Raw genomic sequence first — 20174 nt, forward strand, 5'->3', positions numbered from 1 at the left:
CCACATTGGCAGCTCCTAGGCCACGTAGCCGACGCGATCAGCTTCAGAAACCTAATGCGCGACCCGCCGAAATGGCCGCGCAGTCGCGACGACGACGAATGACCTAAGCAGTGAGGAAGGGCTGGGTGCCGGGCGATCGACACACGCAATATGTCAATATACTTCGAATGCGCCGGGATGCGTTGTCGTCCAGGTCATCTTATACCCTCGTCGACATCCACCTCGCCACGCTGAGGGTTGCGCGGGACCCAAGCATGGCAAATCGGCTTATCCCCCGGAATAGCTGCATCCGCTCGTTCGAGGGCCTCGAACGCGGTTGGGCCAAGCTGCGGACTTTGCGCCCATATTGCTACCTCTGCCCGTCTAGAAGCGACGGCTTCGCACCAAAGGCAGATTAGCTCGGTACGTCCGGTTGCGCCAATGACTGGCGCGAGGTTCTGGTCACAATTGCCGCAATGTGTGATGAGCTTCATCGGCCTCGTTCCACTGCCGCCTCCAACCAAGGAACGAACCGCTCGTTCCTAAATGTGTACAAAAAATTGAACCTGAGGATGGTTGAAGCGCGTAATGACCGTCTTTGTCTTCGCCGCGGGCGGTTATGCCCGGATGGCAAGCACCAGCTCTGTGCACTCCATAAGACGCGAGCCGAGCGTCGGGTGAGCTTCACAGGCAGCTGCCTCGGCCCACAGCCCGATCGCATGCTTCCTGGCCGTTGAACTGCGGCCGAGTTTTTCGATTTGCAAGAAGATAAACCAAATCCAGTGCGTCTCTTTGCGGCCCTCGTAGAGCTCAGCCGTGATGGTCGCCCACGTCGCCCTGCCGACGAAAAACGCGTTGGAGAAGCGGTGGAAGAGGTTGGTGCAAAAGCCTTCCTGCAATCCGGCATCATTCCTCGGAATACCGGCAGAAATGTCTGCAAGTTCCTTGCAGCGTGGCAGCGTCATGGTGGCCGTTTATCTCTCAAGGCAGCGCGCTGTGGTTGGAAATCCAGAGTTCTGCGATCGCATCCGTGACGGGAGACATCGAAGGGATCCATGGCAAGACGTCAGTGGCTCACATTCTCCTTCCACCATCGCGCCGATGGGTCCAGCGACGTCGCCGCCGGGTGCGCGCCACTCGAGGCGCCTCGGTCGGTCATCGACTTGCAGGGTTAGCTGACGGGGTGAGCAGACATAGGCTGAGCAGACATAGGCTGAGCAGTGACACAACGAGATCTTCATTCTCCTCCGCGGGTCAAAAAACACCATTTAGAGCGTCATCAGGCAAAGTCCTGCTAACCCATCTCTTCCTACCTAGGAACCCCTCCTCGACGATCGAGTTCATACCGAACTTAAACCTCTGGAGGAGAAGGGCATGAGGAAAGTCATCATCGCGTGCTTGTTGTCAGGCAGCCTCATCACAAGCTCATATGCGGCCACAACCATGTCGGCCGCTCCGAGCGAAAGCTGGACGGTGACTAACTACTACAAGCAGGCCGTCTACGATCCTAACGAAAGCAAGATCGGCGACATTGACGACGTACTGATCAACAAATCAGGCCAAGTGACAGGGCTTGTGATTGGCGTCGGCGGATTTTTGGGTGCGGGCGAGAAGGACGTAATCGTACCCATCACTGCCGTAAAGACCACGAAGAAGAACGACAAGTGGTGGCTTACGCTGGACGAGTCGAAGGAGAACCTGAAGAGCGCTCCCGGCTTTTCCTATGATAAGGCCAGCACCACCTGGGTGCCGGAGAAGAAGTGAGAGGCGCAAGCTTGCGCATTTTGTAGGAGGAGGACACCATGGATTGGAACCGCGTGGAAGGTAATTGGAAGCAGGTCAAGGGAAGGGTCAAGGAGCAATGGGGCAAGCTGACTGATGATGATCTGGATGTAATCAACGGCAGGCAGGATCAGCTCGAAGGCCGTCTCCAGCAGCGGTACGGTTACGCCAAGGACCAGGCCAAGAAAGAGGTCAACGACTGGTACGGCCGGCAAAAATGGTGAACTGACCGCAGTGTTGCGGAAAACAGCCCTCCTGAATCGGGAGGGCTGTTTTTTTAGGGGGTGCTGTGAGCGACTTCCGCATCGCAGGACCTCCTTCCTTTGAGCAGGTTCGCCGCGGCGATGCTATTTAGTTAGAAAAGTCTCCTCGAAACGGGCGAACAGCGCAACCGGTCCCGGATAGACCTCCACACATCCAGCCTGGCGGAGCAGGTTCTCCGTGAAGCCGCCGCATAGCACACCAATGGTACGGACCTTTGTCTTTCCGGCAGCCTCGGCGTCGTAAGGGGAATCCCCGACGGCTAGCGCACAGCTCCCAGTAATCGCAAGTTTCTGAAGAGCGATCTCGAAAATGTCAGTTTCTGGTTTCGATTCGTGAGCCTCGTCGGCCGAAGTCGTCACGTCGACCAGCTTTCTGATAGCCGCTATATCAAGATATTTTTCAAGCTCATCTCTCTTGGCGGATGAAGCGATCGCGATCAGGAGGCCGGCGTCCCGCGCACGGTGAAGCAGGTCCGGCACCGCGGAAAATGGCCGGATCAGCGGTAGGTATTTGGCTTTGAAATGCTGGCTCCGCCAGGCGTCGAGCTCTTCGCCATGATCTCGCTGCGCACTCTCGGACAGGAATACGGGTATGAGGTTGTCGCCGCCTTTTCCGATTTGGCTTCGGATCTGTTCGAAGCTAACGTCATGGCCAAACCTCACCATGGCTTCATGCCACGCGATGGCATGTAGATCAATGGAATCCAGCAGGGTGCCGTCAAGATCGAAGATCGCGGCCCGTGGCAAATCAATCTCCCTAAATTAGAGGTCAGGCATGTTGTCGAACTTGCTTCTGGGCTGCAGGTTCCAGCTAACCAGCTTGCGACGGGACCCACGCGGGCATGACGCCCCAGGGCCGGCATGCTCCGCCCAAATTCAGTAACTATCGGGGTCGTAGTACTCTGGCACGCCTTGAGCCGGTGCTTCGGGCAGAGCTTTTGCCGTCTATCTGGCGCATCAAAGAAATTGGCGTTCCAGCGAGAAAGATGCGCGGGCGGTCGCGACATACGAGACGCCTGCGCCCCGGTGGATGACGGGAAGAGTGGGACCCTGATATCGCTCCCGCTTCAGCAGCTCCGTGCATATTGGAACGATCGAGCTTGAGAAATCCAGGCCCACTCCGCCATATGCGGGCTAGCTCGCTAGGCGCGCGCCGATACCTCGCATCCGTGATGGCTTACTTAAGGTCTTCTCGGACCTCGCAAATCCAACCAAGTGGAACTTTTCTTCCTCGAGGACGTTTGCGGCGAGCGGTCCGCCGCCGAACTATCTTAGCGACGCTTGGTTTCGGGGCGAGTCTTGGATCGCGGGAGCTGAGGTATGAACATCCAAGAACGAACGCTCCGCGCCGACGACATTCAGTCGTTGGCGTCTTTGGTTTGGCAGCTCCCTTCAGCTTTCTTTATAGAGAAACTCCCTCTTGCCGTTTACGCCTGTGACGCGCAAGGGCGCATACTTTGGTTCAATTCCCGTGCAGCCGACCTTTGGGGCCGCTCTCCGCGCATTGGCGACGACAGTGAACTCTTTTGTGGTTCGTACAAGTTCTACTTCGCCGACCGACCTGTCTCACGCCAACGGACGCCGATGGCCGAAGTCCTGAGGACGGGCATTCCCATCAGGGGAGCGGAGGGGCGTGTTGAGCGACCGGACGGCTCCTTCATCTGGGCAGTCGTCCACATAGCGCCGATTATCAACGAGGATGGCAATACAGCGGGTGCTATCGGCTGTTTCCATGAACGTGTCGACGGTGGGCGGCTGGAAGTTCCCGACGCGCGACCTCAGGATTGGATGCTGGCTCGGGATGATCGCCTGGCCGCGACGTCGGGGCCGGCATCGTCAAGGTCGACCAGGACGGTCGGATATTGCGTGTCAACCGGCAGCTTTGTCAGCTGACCGGCTATTCCGTCGGCGAGCTTCTCGGGAGAACGGTCTTCCAGGAGACCCTTCCTGAAGACGTGTCTGCCGACCGCACTCAGTTCGATCGCCAGCTAACGGGCGAGATTGATTGCTACAGCGTTGAGAAAAGAATCTATCGCAAGGACGGTGGTCACTTCTGGGCATCCGTGACCTCATCAAGCGTCCGGGATGCGGGCCAGTTCCTATTTGCCGTGCGCGTGCAGCACGACATCACCAACCGCAAGCGCGCCGAGATGGCTCTTGCTCAAAGGATGGGAGAGCAGGCCGCCTTATTCGCGTTTTCGGAGCGCCTTCAGCATTGCACGTCTGCCAACCAGATTTATGCAGCCGCGCTTGACGCCGTCACGCGCGCCTTGGATTGCGAACGGGCCTCGATCTTGCTGCTTGATCGTGCGGGCACCATGCGGTTCGTTGCTTGGCGGGGTCTGTCAGCTGAGTATCGCCGGGCTGTCGAAGGTCATTCTCCGTGGAACCGGGATGACGTCGATCCGCACCCGATTTGCGTATCGGACGTCTCGCGTGCCGATTTACCGGACGAGCTGAAGCAGGCAATCGTTCGCGAAGGCATTCAATCAGCGGCCTTCATTCCGATCATGGACGGCGGCAGGCTCAGCGGCAAATTCATGGCCTATCACGGCGCGCCATATAGCTTTGCCGATACCGAACTCGATGTCGCCCTCACGCTCGCTCGTCTGCTCGGCTTCAGTCTGGCTCGTCTTGACGCAGAGACGGCTCGGAGAGTGGCCGAAAAAGATGCGCGACAGCTTGCCGCCATCGTGGAGTCGTCGGAAGACGCGATCGTCAGCAAGGATCTCGAGGGCACGATCCAAACCTGGAACGACGGTGCGGAGCGTCGGTTCGGCTTTAAGGCGAGCGAGGTGGTCGGGAGATCCATTACGCTTCTCATACCACCCGACCGCCAGGATGAGGAGCCGCGTTTATTTTGGCGCAGATCAGGGCCGGTCAACGGGTCGATCATTTCGAGACGATCCGCCAGCGCAAGGATGGGACCCCCTTCGACATTTCGCTGACGATTTCCCCCATCCGGGACCGCGATGGACGTGTCGTCGGAGCCTCGAAGATTGCGCGGGACATCACCGAGCGGAAGCTTGCCGAGACTCGCCTTCGTGACAGCGAGCGACGATTGCAGGAACTGCTTGTGGCCATACCGGCTGCGATCTACACCACGGATGCGGACGGAAAGATCACCTATTTCAACCAGCTTGCCGTGGACTTCGCTGGCCGAACACCGGTTTTGGGAAGCGACGAGTGGTGTGTGACTTGGAAACTTTACAAGCCGGATGGCACCCCTCTGCCGCACGAACAATGTCCGATGGCAATAGCCCTGAAGGAAGGACGCCCGATCCGCGGCGTGGAAGCGGTGGCGGAGCGGCCGGACGGCACCCGTGTGCCTTTCGTTCCGTTTCCGACGCCCCTGCGAGATAGCTCAGGTAAGATCGTCGGCGCCATCAACATGCTGGTCGATTTGAGCGAGCGCAAACAATATGCAGATGCTGCAATCTTTGCTGTTTGCCGCTGCGAGGAGGACGAGCAGCGAAGATGCGCGGCGGGTTCTCGATGAGGCAAGCGGCCGAACAGCGGCCATGGCCGCGGCCCAGCGCGTGCTCTATGGCACGACCGACGCAACCTGTTTCTTCGCCGAAAGCTTCCTGGCTGCCGTGGTCGAGACAATCCATCAAATGATGCCGAACATTTCGATCGATCGATCACCGGCAAGCGGCACTCTCTCGAATGACATCGCGATGCCGCTCGCCTTGATCCTAAATGAGCTCCTCACAAACGCTGCGAAGCACGGTATTGCCGACCCGCCGCGGGGAAGGATTCGTGTTGGATTGATGGACCATGGTGGTTCCTTCGAGCTATACGTGGAGGATGATGGACCGGGTTTCGATTTGGAGGAGGCCCGTAAAACGTCTTCGGGCCTGCGACTTGTGCTCGGTCTCGCCGTGCGCTGCATCTTCGCGACCGCCCACGACGATCAACAGGTGCGTGCGCGCGCCGAACCGTTTGCACCTCTTGGCTGGCTGACGAAGCCTTACACCATGCCTTCGCTGATAAACCTGGTCCAAGCGTCCATTTCGGCACGTGATCTGAGAAATACATCTGACCGGCACTTAGTCCTGTTGCAAAGCTTTAGGCCGAGAGCCTCCAATTCCAAAAGCCCAACCCAACCCGTTTTCCGGGGTCCCTTGGCAGCACTCCTCGCGAGACAGTGCCAGCTGCTCATCTTTCAAAGCGATCGAAGCAGAGGCTTGACTCCGAAATTCCAACATTGAATTTTGTTATGCTGAAGATCGGAGGCCCCCATATTGCACGATTACCGAGAGGCCGCCGAGCGCGTCCTAATCCGTGACCTCGCAACTGACAGGGTTAAGCGCGCGACGTTTGATCGGTTGACGGCCCATCTGATCAGACTCGTGGACAAGGTCGAGCTGAAGATGCTCAATCGGAGGGCGGTCGAACAACAATGAAAATGCTCACTGAGTACTTAGAGCGCGCGGTCGAATTCGAAAAACTTGCCGCCGCTGAGGAAAACAACGCATTCAGAGCAGAGCTACTAAAGCAGGCGGCGGCTTATCGGAAGCTGGCTGCCCAACGCGCTGAGCGATACGGACTGCCGATGCCAAGCCCGCCGGAAAACAAATAAGGAAATCTGGACTTGCGCTCGACCGTCAATTGGAGCGGAATCAGAGCGGCGCGACAACGGTTGGTGCTCTGTCGCCTGATGATCGACATCATGAGAAATCTGCACGGTGCCTATGCTCCTGCTAGTGAGCCGTTTGGTAGTCGCCTGGAAACGTTTTTCATCGCGTTGTGCCTAGCTCTCGGTCAGTTTGAAGAAAAGCCCTTTTCAGTCAGCAAAGTCGCAGCATTTATGCACGTGCCCCGCACGACCGTGCTACGCAGGCTCGAACGCCTACGCACGTGGGGTCTCGTCCATCAAGAGGGGCGTCACTATTACATCGACGAGAAGGCGCTCAATTCTCTTTTGGGCATGCGCAGCTATCAGCGTATCAGGAGGCTTCTCGAGAAGGCGGCCAGCGAATTGACCGTTTTGGACACTTTAGCGGATTGACCGCCGCGTTCGCGAAGGCCAAGATACTGTCAGTACGCGATGAGTGAGCCTGCTCGCGCACCGTTTTTCCCAGATCTTTGCAGTCGTGGTTCGACGGCATTCAATGGAGCCGGCCGGTGCTGTTTGCACACGCATTCGATAAACCTAACTTGCTCGGCCGGATTCGTCGCTTTCGGAAAAATGCCGCGTGGGTATATGGGTCGGCCATCGGAATAGTCGCTGTAGCCACTCTCGTGAGGCTAGCACTGCACCACGAATTGTTAACCACAGCACCATTTACGACTTACAGTCTTGCGGTGCTCTGTAGTGCGCTCGCTGGAGGCTTCTGGCCGGGCATGGTGACATTGGCGGCTTCTGTGGTCGCGGGCTCAATCTTGTTCCTCCCGCCCGCTTTCAGCGTTGCTCTCGCGGACGGAGCCGGGTGGACGCTGTTGATGTTCGCCTTGTTCGGTAGCATCAACGTTGTGTTGATTTCGGGGTTGATCGCCAGCATTTTGTTGCACGACGAACATCAGCAATTCCTGTTTGGAGAATTGCGACACAGGTCACGAAATTTGTTTGCCGTCGTGCAGAGTATCGTGTCTCGGACCATAGTGGAGAGTCAAACGCTTTCTGAAGCGAAGCAGGCGCTCGAAACACGTCTCGCCACACTGGCACGCACGCACGCGATGCTCGCGGATAGTGGGTGGATGGGAGCTCCACTCGACCAGATTGTTTCGGAAGAATTGATGAGCTTTGCCAATCAGGTCAGCTGCGTAGGCTGTGGCCTGATCCTCAACACGCCGGCCGCACAAACGTTTGCGCTTATCATCCATGAGCTTGCAACGAACGCTGTGAAGCACGGCGCGCTTTCGCGGCCGGAAGGTCAGGTCACAATTGTGGGACGGATTGAAGCGAGCAAGGGAAATAATCTGTTTCAATTCGCGTGGACTGAAGTTGGAGGGCCGCCGGTGGAGGCCCCGCGACGTAGAGGATTCGGAAGTTCTATTTTGAGCGGAATGGCCAAACGGTTTGCCCAGAATGTCGATATGGACTATCGCCCGGAAGGTCTTACATACGAGCTTCAGGCCTCGCTTGCCTCGATTCAGGCATCTCACGAGGTCAACTCGACCCTAGACGGGGGCATTGGCAACACTTCTCCCACAAATGCTCGGTTGGCCAATGCCCCGCGCGACCTACGCCTGTCCGCATTCAACGATGTATAGAGGTGGGCTCCCTTGCGAGTGTCGCACGGGCAGTGTCGAAGGGTGCTTTCATGCAAGATATGAAAGCGCACAAGCCCCGAATTGAAGCCGAGAAATGCGAGCCGATCTCCAGGCTTGCGACCAGCGAAATCACAGCGCCGCAGTTCGCCTATCGGCAGGCGTTAGCCGACGACGTGCGAGCGGGTCATCCAGGCATCCAGAGCGGGATAGGGATCTGGAACCTTACGATCACATGACGGTTGGAGTGCTCATTCCGGGCAGAGGAACCTATGAGGGAGGGAATGCCATGAAACGCCAACGGCGCCGCTACGCGCCGCATTCTAACGCGCTTGAAATACGCCTTGCTGATGAAGCTAGGGAGCTACTTAAGAAGGCGAAGCAACTTTCACCCGGCCCCGAACGTGAGGCGTTGATCGTCAGGGCGCGTCACAACGAAGCCGCTGCACGGATGACGGAATGGCTCATGTCGCCGCACGGTTCAAGAACGCCGATCTAGATCAAGCCTGTCGCTCGCATGAAGCCCATTGCCGGAAGGGAACACCTCCCTGTCACCCGGTTGCATCGAGCACGCGTTGATTGCCAGAAATTTGCCTATGTCCGAGACATTTATCCATAGAGGCGTGACGTTCCGGGTGACACGCCGCTACGACGATCTATTCGAGATCATTATTCAGGTTGACGGCAAATCGACCCGCAACACCGTACGAACTCGGTTGCCAGAGCTCGCAAAGCGACGTGCCGAAATGCTCATCAACCGAATGCTGAAAGATAGGACCAGACCTGTATGCTGACGGCTCAGTTGGCCGCCCTTTTTATCGCGTGTTGCTTGTCCCGTGAAAGTGCGGTGCTAACGAAAGTGGAATTGGACAGCCGGACCCCGCGCAATGAATGGTGCGGCGTTCAAAGGTCCATACTGGCAGTGTCCTGCTGCGAGTGACAAAAAAAGTTCGTCGCACCTCTTGAACCAGATTTCCGCTGTTCTTAGGTCGATTTTCGCCCGGAGGCCTAGTTACCAGCTCCGGAGAAACGACATCGCTAGACTGTCAAGGAGGATGTGCGGGCATTGTCCATCGTCCGGCCGCAGCTTATGCGCCCCTTCGCGCCCAAGAACGGCGGCATCATTCCTTACGCGGCAAAGGAGAGCCCGCGAGATGGCGAGATATTCGCCGCGGGTCCAGGAGCGTGAAGTGAGCAAGGTCAACTTGTCCTGCTCGACGTGAAGGCCGGTGATCGCGTCCTGTTTGGCAAATGGTAGGGAACTGTAGTGAAAATCGAAGGCCAACACCTCTGAGTATGAAGGACAGCCACCTGCTTAGGATCATCGAATACGGCGGCCTAAGGGCCGTCGACAAGCTGACGGTCATTGATGCTTTCTTCTTGCAACCTATGGAGGAAACCGATGTTTGTTAGATTCAGTGACCCCTTTGAAGCGTTATCGACGCTGCAGCGTGCTCTCGACGCACGTATCGCAAGCGATTGGATGGGACGCGGGACGGCTGCGAGCGGCAGCTTCCCACCGATTAACATATTCCAGAAGGGCGACGACTTCGTCGCAATTGTCGAGCTTCCGGGTATAGAAAAGAGCGACCTGGAGATTGAGGCGAAGGAGAATACCATTCGCATCAGGGGCAAGAAGATAATCGCCTATGGGGAGCAGGCCAGTGTCCATCGTCGCGAGCGCGTCTCCGGTGTGTTTGACCGAACGTTATCGGTCCCGATTCGAATTGAACCTGATCGCATCAAGGCCGAATATCGCGATGGCATACTTGCATTGTTCATACCGCGCGCAGAGGCCGACAAGCCGCGCGCGATCAAGATCAGCTGAGGAGCTAGTGCCATGCCAGAATCACAGGAGCTTCAGGTACAGCAGAAGCGCGAAGTCGAGAAGAAAACCGAGGGCACGACGCCCGGACGGGTGTTTGTGCCGGTGACGGATATTTTCGAAACACCCGAAGAGCTGACCGTCGCGCTTGAAATGCCGGGCGTCGACCGCAGCAGCCTCGAGGCGCGCGTTGAGGACGACGTCGTGACGATTGAAGGTCGGATCGACTTCGCGAAGTATGAGGGGATGCAGCCCGTCTATACCGAGTACATTGTGGGCCACTACGCTCGCAGCTTCGAGGTTTCCAACAAAATCGACCAGAGCAAGATCAGTGCTCAGATGAAAGACGGCGTGGTCACGATTGTGCTGCCCAAAGCGGAACTGGCCAAGCCACGCAGAATCGACGTGTCTTAGCCGTGGTCTCGGCTGTGACGCTGGTCTCGAAGCTCCGGCAAATCAATGCCTGATCAATGAGGCGTCGGCCGCCAGCTGGGATTAGCGTCACGCCATGAGCCCTAGTTGTAATTGCAAGAAAAGGACGCCGGCACCTTTCTTGTGGCGAACCGTGCACTGCGCTTCCTGAAGAAGAGTGGAATTTTCGTTGACCAACTAATCACATGTCGGAAGCAGAAACCAGATCAGGTCTCCCATCGCCTTATAAAGGAAACGGCCTGGGCGCAGCCGACGAGGTCCAGCAATTCTTGGTCGAGAGCGAACGGCGCGTCATTGTGCACTGCCGAAGGTTGCTCCAAAATAAGAATTTGCCGGCCGAGGAGCGGCATCGGCTGACACAGCTGATTGACGCCGCGCAGACATCGCTGGAAAGCCTGCTTTTAAGAGGAGCAACCGAAAATTAACCGAGGAAGATTGCGCGAAAATTTTTCACGAGAGCCCTTGAAATTGATTTCGGTTCTTCTAAGTCGATTTTTGCCGCTTGCGGGCGGTGCCGGGCGCCAGCTTTGGGTCCGGCATGAACAGGGCGCCGGACAGGTGTCTTGCGCTCCTTCGTATCCATCTTGCTCTCAGGAGGACCTGGCTATGAGGACTTACGACTATGCTCCCCTGTGGCGTTCGACCATTGGCTTCGATCGCCTTTTCGATCTCCTCGACGAATCGCAGCATCGGACCGAGGACAACTACCCGCCCTACAACATCGAGCGGCTTGGCGAAGATCGCTACCAGATCTCCCTGGCGTTGGCCGGGTTCGCGCCGGACGAGATCGCCTTGACCGCCGAGCAGAACGTGCTGACTGTGGAAGGGCGCAAAAGCAACAAGGATCAGCGCGACTATCTCTACCAGGGGATCTCCGCTCGGCCATTCAAGCGACAGTTCAGCCTTGCCGATTACGTCCAGGTAAAGGTCGCGTCGTTCGACAATGGCTTGCTTCGGGTCGAACTCATCCGAGAAATCCCCGAGGCCATGAAGCCCCGGCGCATCGCAATCGGCGCTGTCGCTTCCGCCGGGCAGATCACGCAGAAGGCCGCGTAGATCGCCTGTACCACTGATCAAACCTCGCACGCGGACTGCCAGCCGTCCGCGTGCCGACCAGCTTCATATCAGGGAGGATATCATGGGATTTCGTGATTTTGTCCCGTGGACCAGAAGCCAGCAGCTTTCGACCGGGCGGGAGGCCTTCGATCCGCTCCTCACGCTTCACCGCGAGATGAACCGCCTCTTCGATGACGCCTTTCGCGGATTCGGTTCGTTTAGCCGGTTTGGCAGCCCAATGATGGAGGGGCAATTCGCCTGGCCAAGACTCGAACTCAGCGAGACCGAGAAGGCTGTGACGGTTTCCGCCGAACTTCCGGGACTGTCGGAAAAGGACGTTCAGGTCGAAATCGCCAACGGCGTTCTTTCGATCCGCGGGGAGAAGAGGGTCGAGCGCGGCGACCAATCCAAATTCGTCAGCGAGCGCTACTGTGGATCGTTCCAACGCCAGATTCCGTTGGAGAACGTCGAGGAAGACAAGGCCCAGGCAGACTTTAAGAATGGCGTTTTGACGGTGACGATACCGAAGGCCGAGCAGTCGGCCCAGAACACTGGGCCTATCCCCGTCAACGCCACGTGAACCACGAGGGCGGCGAATCGCCGTCGTCCTTTCCCCGATTCATATCACTCGTCTCTGGACGAAAGGAGCAAATGGGAGACACGACATGAGCCAAGTTGACCATACGCCAAACAACGTTACGTCCATTTTTCGCCCGGCAGCCCACTACAATTCACCCGCCGATGTCTTGAACGACGCCACGCTGTCAACAGACGAGAAGCGCGTGATCCTCTCGTCATGGGCGTCGGACATGTATGTGGTCGAATCCCAGCCGGCTTTTCGAGAGGTACCTGGTATCCCGAACCAACTTCTTCTCGATGACATTGTAACCGCGTTGAAGCGACTGGACGATGACAGCGATCCGTCGCCACGCGGGGGCGCCATGCGGTTGCCGCGCTTAAGCAAGGTCGAATGCTTCGGCTTCGTGGATCCGCAACGTGTCTTTAACAGTTGTTCCGCGACGCGGCGCTTTCGATCGACACAGGCGTCGCGCACGGCCGGCTGCTCGCGATGGAGCCGTGAGGCAAACGTACGGCGATATCGCAAGCTCCTCGACACACAATTGACTGACGTTGAACGCAGCTTCATCGAGCGACGGCTCGTTAAAGAATTGCAGGGCTGATCAGTTCTCGGATCAGCTTCAATCACGTTGGCTTAAGCGGGATCAGATGCGTGCGGAACGACTCGGCGATGTCGGAAGCTGCTTTAAACTGATCCGCCTGATACCGAGCAACGAGAAATTGATTGACGCCTGCTCGAACTGCGATCGGGTCTTCAATAGGCTACTGGAGTCGACATTTCCATGGTCTCTGAAGCTTCGAAAACAGGTCGGAGATTCGGCTGCGGCCAATTGGAATCGGACCGGGAGGAATAGGGATGAATGGAGGCTCATTAGCTCAGGTCAAGATGGGTACGGAAGCGCTTGCTCTTTGCATCGCAGGAGTCCTATGCGAACGCGATCCATCAGTCGTGGCCGCATTTTGGGAGAGAATACAAATTCTCTACCGGGTCCTCGACGAGCGCGGAGACCATGAAGCGGCGGCTATGGTTGGGGCGTTTGGGCGGGCGTTGAACGACCCCGCATTCAAGTGTCTCCCAAACTAACCGATACGGTCGTCCAATGACAAGACTGCCTGTAACCGCTGCAGGTTATATAGCCTTCGAAGAGGAACTCAGGCATCGCATCCGAGCCGCGCAACCCGGTCTTGTTGAACGAATTCAGCACGCGATCTCCGACGATGCCAATTTACCCGAAATTTCCGAATACAGGCTGCTCTGGCGGAGCAACATCTCAATGAAACTCGTATCGCCGATTTAGAAGACAAACTCGCGCGCGCCGAAATCGTCGATGTATCTAAACTTTCTGGTAGCACGGTCAAGTTTGGCGCCACGGTGACCTTGATCGACGAGGACACCGGTGAGAGGCGGATCTGGCAGATCGTCGGCGAGCCTGAGGCCGACGCGAGCGCGGGAAGAATTTCAGTGACCTCCCCCATGGCCAGAGCCTTGATCGGGAAAACCAAAGGGACAACCGTTCTTGTAGAAGCTCCGGCCGGAGCTAAAACGTACACAGTCCGGCAGGTGGAATGGCTTGAGCGCGGAGAAAAGAAGCGATAACGGTATGATCGAAAGAGTACAGGATCGAGGCATTGTCAGTGGAAATGGCACTCCCTGCGAGGGAATGCTGCCGAACTAACTCTCGGAGGTGATGATCCTCGCGAGCGTCGAAGTTGATCGTACTGGGGTGTCCGACCTCTCCAACTCTGAGCTTAGCCCTTAAAGAGATCGATCAAAGAGTCGCGACAGCTGGTTCGGGACGGCTTGGTGCGCTCGCGGAACTGACGAAGCCCGTCACGCGACACCGGACGGCGGTAACGCGCTTCGGCTCATTGATGCGACCCGACATCAAATTGTTGCTCACTGACGTGGTTTTTTCGGCGGTAGGAACGGAACGTAGCTCGCGGACGAAGCAAGACGCCGAAAAGCAGGGCTCAAATTCGTGTTCAGGAGCGGTTATGCCCGAAACGCGATCGCCCACCACAAACGGTTTGATCCGGGCGTCGCGCTGCTTTCTAAACCCTACTCGTTCGCCACAATAGCACATTAACCGGCGAGTTCGGCGGATCCTCAATGCATTGTGAGTTTCGGAGCGCGCCTAACCCTTTGGTCGCTGGTTGTATGGCCAGCGGCCGACAAGCAGTCTCGGTCTATGCTTTCAAGCGGGGTGACGGGCGGCGACCAGATCGACTGCGAAGCCATCAAATACGAAGGGGCATCCGCACCTCTTCCAGTCCTTATCACAGACGGAGGACGCCGCTCCCCTTAACTGGCCTCGGCATTTACGGACGATTGGGCAAGCTTGCTCAAGGCATCATCGGTCTTTCTTTCCTCGGCCAGGGTCGCGTCCAGGAGCTTTATTGCGTCCTTGTGGCCAAGCTGGTTGGCCCAAGTTTTTAGCGTGCCGTAGCGCGATATCTCATAGTGCTCGACGGCTTGAGCCGCCGCCAAAAGCCCCGCATCGAGAGCCTGCGTATCGGCGTACTCGTCCATGATTTCCTTGCCTTCATCGAGGATGCCCTCGATGGCATCGCATCTCTTGCCGCGCGCCGGTTTGCCAAGTTGTTCGAATATTTGCTCGAGGCGCTCGATTTGGCCTTCGGTTTCGTCGTGATGCTTTTCAAAGGCGGCGCGGAGCTGGTCGGAGGCCGCCGCCTTGGCCATTTTCGGCAGGGCCTTATAAATCTGCTTTTCGGCGTAGTAGATGTCTTTCAGCGTATCGACAAAAAGGTCGTTGAGGTCCTTCTCAGACATTTTAGGACTCCGGTGTGAGATAATCCGTGTTTTCTGCCAACAAGCGCTTGTGAGCGTTGTTCCTAATTGTGTGCCGAGCCTACCGCGACAGCGTGAGGGAAAAGGAGAGGTATGGTTGAACGCGCCGACAAGGTGGGTAGGATCCGATGGATTCGAACCGTATGTGAATGCAACGAGAACGGTAAGGATCAAAGAAACGCTACACCTGATTGATGACGATCTCGAAATTCTTAACCACGGCAGGTCAGCCCAAGGCCACCAAAGAGGGCTTAGGCTCAGAACCAAGCCGAAAGAGAATTACCGCGTGGTGCGATTGTAGAGGTGGTGAACGCCGCAACGATCGGAAGGCCGACGTTAGCTTCGGCCTAGCTTGACGTCACCTTGGAAGCAGACTTTCGCGTCGATTCTGCTGGAGCCGGCTTCTTGTGTCCAAAAGTGAACGCAGTTCGCCCACTTCACCCCGCTGGATATTCACGGCATCATCGGGCCGTAACATGAGAGAATCCGTCAGAAGATGAGCCGTCCATCCCTCCGGAATGACATTCAGGACACGATCGACTGCTTGCTCGCGAGAGGTTGCCGCGACCCACAGTTGATGCGTCCGATCATCGGTTGTCACTCGTACTAGATGAATTGTCCTTGCGTCCATGATTGCTGTCGCTCTCGCCCTATCTCAATAGCACTTGAGAGACAGTTTGTGTACCCCGGGCAACCACCGTTAGCTAAAGGCAGAAAATAGGTACTTTGAGCCAGAAGGCGAGAAACCGCGACAAAACAGATTTCGCAAGATGCGAGCGGTGCTTGGCGCCTTTGTCCAGCTGCGCGGTTTAGTTGGGCCTTCAGTTCGCTGGACGCCAATGCTCGTCCCACTCGCTAGGAACATGCCGTGAACTTCAGAGTAGTAGCTTCGTCCCGCCGAGCGGGATGCAACATAACGGGAGAAGCACATGTCAAAAGAAGCGGCTGAACATCACCGCAAGGCCTCAGAACACCATACGCAAGCCGCGAAACACCACGGCGAAGCAGCCAAGCACTACGAGAGCGGCAATCACGAAAAGGCTTCACACCATGCTCATTCTGCGCAGGGGCACAGCTCGCATGCCAGAGAGCATGGCGAAAGCGCAAGTCGTGCGCACAGCAAGGATTATGGCAGCAAAACCTAAGGCGTGCGGTGACGGGCCCGTTTGAGACGGGGCTGCAGCGCACAGGTGTATAAACAATAGTCGCTGCGCTGAGTTAATAGCATTGGCGCGGCGGCTTTTCTTACCGCAAGTTGGCTCTCCAAGAACTACCGGAAAAATGCCAAGGGAGCAGTCTCGCCGGGCGACGCCGTTGTAAAAGGATCCGCGAAAGTCCGCCACAGACCGCCGGCGAGAACGGTCTCGATTTCGACCGGCTCTCCGATGGTTCGGCGTAGAAGCTGAGACATGCCGCTGACGAGCTTGTTGATGTCGAGAACCTTCGGATCAAGCGTTTTCCGCTCCCGACAGCCTTCGTCTGGCGACATCGAGCGATCCGATCACGATCGCGAGCATATTGTTGAAGTCATGGGCTATGCCGCTAGTCAGTTGGCCGACCGCTTCCATCTTCTGCAACTAACGGACCTGACCGGTCGCCTGCTTCCGCTCGACGGTTTCCGCCTCCAGTTTCTTGTTGGTGGCGACAAGATCCGCCAATCGCCGCCTTCCATCTCGCACCGTAGCGACGGCCGTGATCAGCACGAGGATGGTCGCGATGGCGAGGCCGATTACCGAAAGGATGCGGAGGTTGTCCGCGGAGGCGGTGCTGTCCTCCAATCCTTTCTGCCCCCTGCTCCTCAAGGTGGCGATAGTGTCGCGGATTCCGGTCATCAGACGATAGCCGCTGTCGCCATTGACGATGGCAAGAGCCTCATCGGTCTTTCCCGTGCGCCTTGCGGAAATCGTCGATTCCAGTTCCGCGAGTGTGTCCGCCGCCAGGTTGCGCAAAGTGGACACATGGGAGTTCGGGCTACCCTCGCCGCGGATCAGGGTAGAGAGGCTGTCAATCTCGTTCAACAGGTCCCGCTTGGCGATGTAAGGCTCGAGATAGCTATCGCGTCCCGTCAGAAGATATCCGCGCTGGCCTGTTTCGGCGTCGGTCACCCACGTCGAGACGCGGTTCAATTCGTTTTTCGGTCTGCAGCGCAGTCCGGACGGCGAGGGAGGTTCGTTGCTGCTCGAACTCCATGCTGTGGCAACGACAGCGATCAAGAGAAGCGCAAAGCCGAAAACAAGGGGCCACAGTGGCCGGAATACGGTCGAAGGACTATTCATTGACCCACACTAGCCAAATATCGCAGTTTTGTGGCTTAGTCCGAGTATCTTGTCCAGACGGTTACCCGCGCGGTTCCCGTCCGACCGTCGCCTGCGTGGTAGAATTTAACGAGGTCGCCGTCGTAACCGGCGCGACGAGAGGCATGGTCGCGCGATCGCGATGGAAATGGCAGCCAACGGCGCCGACGTCGTCGCGATCGACATCGTGGTTCCATCTCGCCGGCATCGAACGCCGTGCCGGCCACCCCGAAGAACGGGATAAGACCGTCCGTTTGATAAAAAGTTTTGGCTGAAGCTATCAAGGCCGACATCCGCGACATCGGCGCGCTGCGTAAGCGCCTTGCGATCACGCGGAGAGCGGCATTGCATGGTACTTTGAAGCCTTCGACCATCGCCTTATCGAATTGGCCAGGACCCATTCTCTTCGAGAGCGGCATATATGCCGCTTGCGAGTGTCGTCCAGCAATCTTTGCAAAGCGACCCTTGCGGGAGTTTCGACCAGGCCCTCTCGCGCAGCGTCTTCGCCGATCCAGCTCAAGATGGTTCGCACAGCCTTTTCCACATCCGCGAGGGCGAGGGGGCGCAGGCTTTAACGACGGCATCAGACTATTTGCTGCAGCGGACAGTCTCCAAAGCTGTAGAAACGACGCCTAAGGGCGATTGGATCAGTGGTCGTCGATTGAATTAGCAAAGGTTTGCTCTCGGTGTTCCTCTGATGGGCTTTCGCCATCAGAGCCAATCCATTCCTGATCGCGCGTCGTTTGATCAATCATGTGCAAGCATGAGGAGTTGCAATGATCTACGTCTCCATGACGGGCTTTCGTCCGAAAGGGTTCGCCCAGCTTCCCATCTTTTGGTGGCGAACCATCGCCTCAATTACGCAGGCCCGGCGCGCGCCCGGCAACGTCGCCGTGATGGTCAAACTAGTTGACGGGGTTTACCACACGATGACTGCATGGTCGGACATATCAAGCATGAATCGCTTCGTGTTGAGTGGTGCGCACCTTCGGGCGATGAAGAACTTTCGTAAACTTGGTACGGGCCGGACTTACGGGTGCATCCGGCAAAAGCTACTAGACTGGCAAGTTGTGTATGAACTCTGGAGGCTTTATGGGCGAGACGTTTAAGCCGCCGCGCAACTGAAAGCACGACCAACATCAACCACGGGTCATTCTCGGCTGCGCTAAGATAGCCAGCTTCGCCCGGAGCCGCTCTTTCGTCAGCGGCTTTTCCAGAACGGCAATTGGCTCTATCGCTTGCGCTCGCGCCAGTGTGGATGAATCAGTATTTGCGGTCACAAAGATTGATTGCCAAATTGAGAACGAGTCTCGCGAGCGGCTGCAATGCCATCGCGAGCACCGACGAGACGAATGTTCATTAAAATAATGTCTGGCCTTTTCTCTCTGGCCATTTGCAAAGCTTCATCGGCCGATACCGCTATTCCCACCACAGTGTGACCGAGTTCGCCGTAGAAAGGGCCACCGCCGATGCCGCTGAACCCGCCCAACAGCGCAATAAGTGTGATGAGGATGTCAACGCCCTCAATGATGCCAAAACAGCGCAAGTAGCAGTACGATCGGCAGGGGTACGCCAAGCAACCACAATAGTGCGCCTCTTCCGAAGCCCATGGATTCCTCCTCTATAAATTGGTCAGGAGTAACTCACGGTGAAACTTAAAGTTCCACGATCGCAACAAGAACGGTGTCCGCTTTTCGCATTCAGTCTCAACGAAGATTGCCAGGCGATACACAACCTGTCTGATACCGCCAAAGCCGTTTTGGGCCGATCATTTAACGCTCGCTTTATGGCAGCGAGGATTCGGGAGGGCTTCAGAGCTTGCGGCCCAGTGGCCGCACTCGAGGACGGTGCCTGACTTCTAATCGGTATTGTCTCTTGGTTTTCGCCACGCAAGACGGCGGGGTTTTGGGAACTCTGCCGACCGAAGCGCGTTTCCGGATTCAATTCACGCGGTTGACTGGAGCTGATCGAACAACAATGAACCCCCAATTGGCCAGTGCGACGCTGGCGATCTAGTTGGCCGCTGTGTTGTTGATGTGGGGGAGCATGTACTCCCAGGCGCGCAGCAACGCACTACGCCCGAGCCCGACCCTGCTTAAAGTTTCGCTTCGCTAGTCGGCTAAGAAAAACCCGCCCCGGCGACTCGTGCACTACACCACGTGATGACCATACGCGGCGACAGCTACCGGCTCCGCACCAAGCAAAAGAGCGGCCTCATCAAGCCGGCGCCGCGACGGCGCTCCGGTCGGCTCTGCCTCCCGTCCCGTCAGCGGCGGAACACACAGAAATCATGGACGCAAGGGTGGGAGCAGTTCCGGATGGCACTTGACACGGGGCGCTTTTACCTTCGCTCCGAGACCTTTTCGAGGCGGGCATGCGCACGCTGGGGGCGGCGCTGCGAGGCGGGAGGTGTGCGCTACCTAGCGGCGCTCGCTTTCACCGTCTTTTACAACTTTGGCGACCAGGCCCCTATCCTCCATTTCAGCATGATCATGTGCTGCGGCAAGTCGCGGTGTTGGGCAATTGGGCCGAGGGCATGACGGCGGAGACGGAGCGTTCGATCAGGGATCGAATGCAGCGCGAAGCCATGAAGAGCCGTTGTGATCTTGAGCAGCGGCAGGCGGAGGCGCGTCAATGCGATTGAAATTCTGCCCGGTCGCCGCTCCCTGAGCGACGACAAGGTGAGGCATATCGCTGAGTCGATGAAAGAGATCGGACTGAAGGAGCCGATCACTATTCACGGGGCCCTGGGGGACCGGACGGGGTTTCGACTCGCCGAGCCCATCGGTCCCAACTCCGGCAGTACCAAAAGCCATGGCCGCAGACCCCAATCTCTCGGCGGGGGCTTCCCATTGGGAGCTCGTACCTCGTCACAGAGGTTTTGACTCTTTGAGTTCGGTCTAGTTTGGCGGCGGGTTTGGGGTAGGCACGGCCCATTT

19 protein-coding genes and 7 pseudogenes are annotated in these 20174 nt (G+C 57.3%); 19 read left to right on the forward strand and 7 right to left on the reverse strand.

Going from position 1 to position 20174, the window contains the following annotated elements; translation table 11 throughout:
• Nucleotides 1-596 precede the first annotated feature (596 nt).
• On the reverse strand, nucleotides 597-944 hold the full coding sequence (locus tag JQ586_RS08675; RefSeq protein WP_212394106.1) for a DUF1810 family protein: 348 nt from the start codon (nucleotides 942-944) through the stop codon (nucleotides 597-599).
• Between the two features lie 409 nt (nucleotides 945-1353).
• On the opposite strand from JQ586_RS08675, the gene JQ586_RS08680 reads away from it, so the two are divergent.
• Both JQ586_RS08680 and JQ586_RS08685 read left to right on the forward strand, forming a co-directional pair.
• Nucleotides 1354-1743: a PRC-barrel domain-containing protein gene (locus tag JQ586_RS08680; protein ID WP_212394107.1), complete on the forward strand. Its 390-nt coding sequence runs from the start codon at nucleotides 1354-1356 to the stop codon at nucleotides 1741-1743.
• 38 nt (nucleotides 1744-1781) lie between these two features.
• Nucleotides 1782-1985 carry a CsbD family protein gene (locus tag JQ586_RS08685; RefSeq protein WP_212394108.1) on the forward strand — a complete coding sequence of 68 codons (204 nt, stop codon included), beginning with the start codon at nucleotides 1782-1784 and terminating at the stop codon, nucleotides 1983-1985.
• A gap of 123 nt (nucleotides 1986-2108) precedes the next feature.
• Here the strand turns inward: JQ586_RS08685 and JQ586_RS08690 are convergent, their stop codons facing one another.
• A complete protein-coding gene (locus JQ586_RS08690) occupies nucleotides 2109-2771 on the reverse strand; it encodes an HAD family hydrolase (RefSeq protein WP_212394109.1) in 663 nt (220 codons plus the stop codon).
• Nucleotides 2772-3344: 573 nt separating this feature from the next.
• On the opposite strand from JQ586_RS08690, the gene JQ586_RS40420 reads away from it, so the two are divergent.
• From JQ586_RS40420 to greA, 15 genes and pseudogenes are all read left to right on the forward strand, one after another.
• Complete coding sequence (locus tag JQ586_RS40420) at nucleotides 3345-3917, forward strand: PAS domain-containing protein (RefSeq protein ID WP_249147406.1); 573 nt, start codon at nucleotides 3345-3347, stop codon at nucleotides 3915-3917.
• Nucleotides 3887-4591: pseudogene (locus JQ586_RS41490) on the forward strand (PAS domain S-box protein); the annotation flags it as partial. The gene JQ586_RS40420 and the pseudogene JQ586_RS41490, both read left to right, overlap by 31 nt.
• 96 nt (nucleotides 4592-4687) lie before the next feature.
• A pseudogene (locus JQ586_RS40430) lies at nucleotides 4688-5445 on the forward strand (PAS domain-containing protein); the annotation flags it as partial.
• Nucleotide 5446: 1 nt separating this feature from the next.
• Nucleotides 5447-6238 carry an ATP-binding protein gene (locus JQ586_RS40435; protein WP_249147407.1) on the forward strand — a complete coding sequence of 264 codons (792 nt, stop codon included), beginning with the start codon at nucleotides 5447-5449 and terminating at the stop codon, nucleotides 6236-6238.
• Nucleotides 6239-6429: 191 nt separating this feature from the next.
• Nucleotides 6430-6609 carry a hypothetical protein gene (locus tag JQ586_RS08700; protein ID WP_212394110.1) on the forward strand — a complete coding sequence of 60 codons (180 nt, stop codon included), beginning with the start codon at nucleotides 6430-6432 and terminating at the stop codon, nucleotides 6607-6609.
• Between the two features lie 12 nt (nucleotides 6610-6621).
• Complete coding sequence (locus JQ586_RS08705; RefSeq protein ID WP_212394111.1) at nucleotides 6622-7038, forward strand: hypothetical protein; 417 nt, start codon at nucleotides 6622-6624, stop codon at nucleotides 7036-7038.
• A 116-nt stretch (nucleotides 7039-7154) separates the two neighbouring features.
• Nucleotides 7155-8243, forward strand: coding sequence for an HWE histidine kinase domain-containing protein (locus JQ586_RS08710; protein WP_212394112.1), 1089 nt, complete (start codon nucleotides 7155-7157; stop codon nucleotides 8241-8243).
• A 286-nt stretch (nucleotides 8244-8529) separates the two neighbouring features.
• Nucleotides 8530-8739: a hypothetical protein gene (locus JQ586_RS08715; protein WP_212394113.1), complete on the forward strand. Its 210-nt coding sequence runs from the start codon at nucleotides 8530-8532 to the stop codon at nucleotides 8737-8739.
• A 609-nt stretch (nucleotides 8740-9348) separates the two neighbouring features.
• Nucleotides 9349-9653: pseudogene (locus tag JQ586_RS41495) on the forward strand (hypothetical protein); the annotation flags it as partial.
• Complete coding sequence (locus tag JQ586_RS08720; protein WP_212394114.1) at nucleotides 9643-10068, forward strand: Hsp20/alpha crystallin family protein; 426 nt, start codon at nucleotides 9643-9645, stop codon at nucleotides 10066-10068. The pseudogene JQ586_RS41495 and the gene JQ586_RS08720, both read left to right, overlap by 11 nt.
• Before the next feature lie 12 nt (nucleotides 10069-10080).
• The gene (locus tag JQ586_RS08725; RefSeq protein ID WP_212394115.1) at nucleotides 10081-10479 is read left to right on the forward strand and encodes an Hsp20/alpha crystallin family protein; all 399 of its coding nucleotides are present in this window, start codon (nucleotides 10081-10083) and stop codon (nucleotides 10477-10479) included.
• Nucleotides 10480-11103: 624 nt separating this feature from the next.
• On the forward strand, nucleotides 11104-11553 hold the full coding sequence (locus JQ586_RS08730) for an Hsp20 family protein (protein WP_212394134.1): 450 nt from the start codon (nucleotides 11104-11106) through the stop codon (nucleotides 11551-11553).
• An 82-nt stretch (nucleotides 11554-11635) separates the two neighbouring features.
• The gene (locus tag JQ586_RS08735) at nucleotides 11636-12133 is read left to right on the forward strand and encodes an Hsp20/alpha crystallin family protein (RefSeq protein ID WP_212394116.1); all 498 of its coding nucleotides are present in this window, start codon (nucleotides 11636-11638) and stop codon (nucleotides 12131-12133) included.
• Nucleotides 12134-12218: 85 nt separating this feature from the next.
• Entirely contained in the window at nucleotides 12219-12734 is a 516-nt protein-coding gene (locus JQ586_RS08740; RefSeq protein WP_212394117.1) for a hypothetical protein, read from the forward strand.
• A gap of 498 nt (nucleotides 12735-13232) precedes the next feature.
• Nucleotides 13233-13729 (forward strand): annotated as a pseudogene (greA, locus tag JQ586_RS08745) (transcription elongation factor GreA).
• Between the two features lie 705 nt (nucleotides 13730-14434).
• On the opposite strand, the gene JQ586_RS08750 reads toward greA, so the two are convergent.
• Nucleotides 14435-14923: a ferritin-like domain-containing protein gene (locus JQ586_RS08750; RefSeq protein ID WP_212394118.1), complete on the reverse strand. Its 489-nt coding sequence runs from the start codon at nucleotides 14921-14923 to the stop codon at nucleotides 14435-14437.
• Between the two features lie 947 nt (nucleotides 14924-15870).
• On the opposite strand from JQ586_RS08750, the gene JQ586_RS08755 reads away from it, so the two are divergent.
• Entirely contained in the window at nucleotides 15871-16086 is a 216-nt protein-coding gene (locus tag JQ586_RS08755; protein WP_212394119.1) for a hypothetical protein, read from the forward strand.
• Nucleotides 16087-16265: 179 nt separating this feature from the next.
• Here the strand turns inward: JQ586_RS08755 and JQ586_RS41075 are convergent.
• From JQ586_RS41075 to JQ586_RS08770, 3 pseudogenes are all read right to left on the reverse strand, one after another.
• Nucleotides 16266-16590, reverse strand: a pseudogene (locus JQ586_RS41075) (hybrid sensor histidine kinase/response regulator); the annotation flags it as partial.
• Between the two features lie 123 nt (nucleotides 16591-16713).
• Nucleotides 16714-17217, reverse strand: a pseudogene (locus JQ586_RS08765) (CHASE3 domain-containing protein); the annotation flags it as partial.
• A 475-nt stretch (nucleotides 17218-17692) separates the two neighbouring features.
• A pseudogene (locus tag JQ586_RS08770) lies at nucleotides 17693-17803 on the reverse strand (GTP cyclohydrolase I); the annotation flags it as partial.
• A 208-nt stretch (nucleotides 17804-18011) separates the two neighbouring features.
• Between JQ586_RS08770 and JQ586_RS40450 the strand changes: the two are divergent.
• On the forward strand, nucleotides 18012-18344 hold the full coding sequence (locus JQ586_RS40450) for a hypothetical protein (protein WP_249147408.1): 333 nt from the start codon (nucleotides 18012-18014) through the stop codon (nucleotides 18342-18344).
• A 167-nt stretch (nucleotides 18345-18511) separates the two neighbouring features.
• Here the strand turns inward: JQ586_RS40450 and JQ586_RS08780 are convergent, their stop codons facing one another.
• On the reverse strand, nucleotides 18512-18781 hold the full coding sequence (locus tag JQ586_RS08780) for a hypothetical protein (RefSeq protein ID WP_212394136.1): 270 nt from the start codon (nucleotides 18779-18781) through the stop codon (nucleotides 18512-18514).
• Nucleotides 18782-20174 lie beyond the last annotated feature (1393 nt).

It is taken from the genome of Bradyrhizobium jicamae (assembly GCF_018130215.1).
GTDB classification, from domain to species: domain Bacteria; phylum Pseudomonadota; class Alphaproteobacteria; order Rhizobiales; family Xanthobacteraceae; genus Bradyrhizobium; species Bradyrhizobium jicamae_A.